This window comes from Acinetobacter sp. UBA3132 (genome assembly GCF_002364825.1).
GTDB lineage: Bacteria > Pseudomonadota > Gammaproteobacteria > Pseudomonadales > Moraxellaceae > Acinetobacter > Acinetobacter schindleri.
On sequence record NZ_DEZM01000236.1, the window covers coordinates 2,654 to 3,490 of the forward strand.

Genomic DNA, 837 nt, shown 5'->3' on the forward strand with positions numbered 1-837 from the left:
ATTACCGGTTCAACCATGCGTGCGCGTAACACAGCGGAAAAAGCTGAAATTGCACAAGGTCTGAAAACGCATGTAGCACCTTTATGGGCAAAAGGTGAATGTTTGCCAATGATTTATAAGACTTTCAAATTTAATGAGATTCAGGATGCACATGCAGCTATGGATACAGGCGAACATATCGGAAAAATTGTGGTAGAAGTGATCTAGTTCACATATTATTAAAATACTTAAAGGAGGGGGCTAATGGCTTCCCTCCCTTTTTTTGTGCAAAAAATGACAAGGTATGTCAGTTTTTAGCAATACAATAACAGCTGAAATTTATAGCATTTAAACTTGAAAGAAAACATACTTATTTATGTGAAAATTTTCCCAAAGTCTTTTTTTATAAAAATATATAAATAACAAATATTTAGAATTTTTATTTGAGAGCTGTTTTATTAATTCCGACGAACGGTAGTTATGTTTTTGAACTTTAAGTAAAAAATGGTCAGGTTTTTGCAATCCTTATAGAGACTGTTTATCCAATAGTCACCTTGTTCTCCTTTATCCAAGAGAGTAATAGCGATGATGATTGCAAAAGGACCATTTAAACGGATCCATCAAACTCGAGCACTAACACAAGTGATTCAAGCCAGATTATTTAACCGGGTTACGACACAGCAGGCTAAAATTTTCTATTTGGCATTATTAAATCTTGAAAGTTATATGACCAAATTGTCTAAGCCTAAACGCAAACGTCGTTAAGCCGATTCAAGCTATCTTACCCTCGCAGAAGGCAAATCTATTTTATTGATTTCGGCTGTAAATAGATTTCACTAAATTTCAGGCATAAAAAAA

2 protein-coding genes are annotated in these 837 nt (G+C 33.9%); both read left to right on the top strand.

What is annotated here, in order from left to right:
- The coding region (locus B4033_RS13305) for a zinc-binding dehydrogenase (protein WP_286834624.1) at window positions 1-207 on the top strand (207 nt) is incomplete at its 5' end.
- 357 nt (window positions 208-564) lie between these two features.
- Complete coding sequence (locus tag B4033_RS13310) at window positions 565-744, top strand: hypothetical protein (RefSeq protein ID WP_004810797.1); 180 nt, start codon at window positions 565-567, stop codon at window positions 742-744.
- The last annotated feature ends 93 nt before the right edge of the window (window positions 745-837 follow it).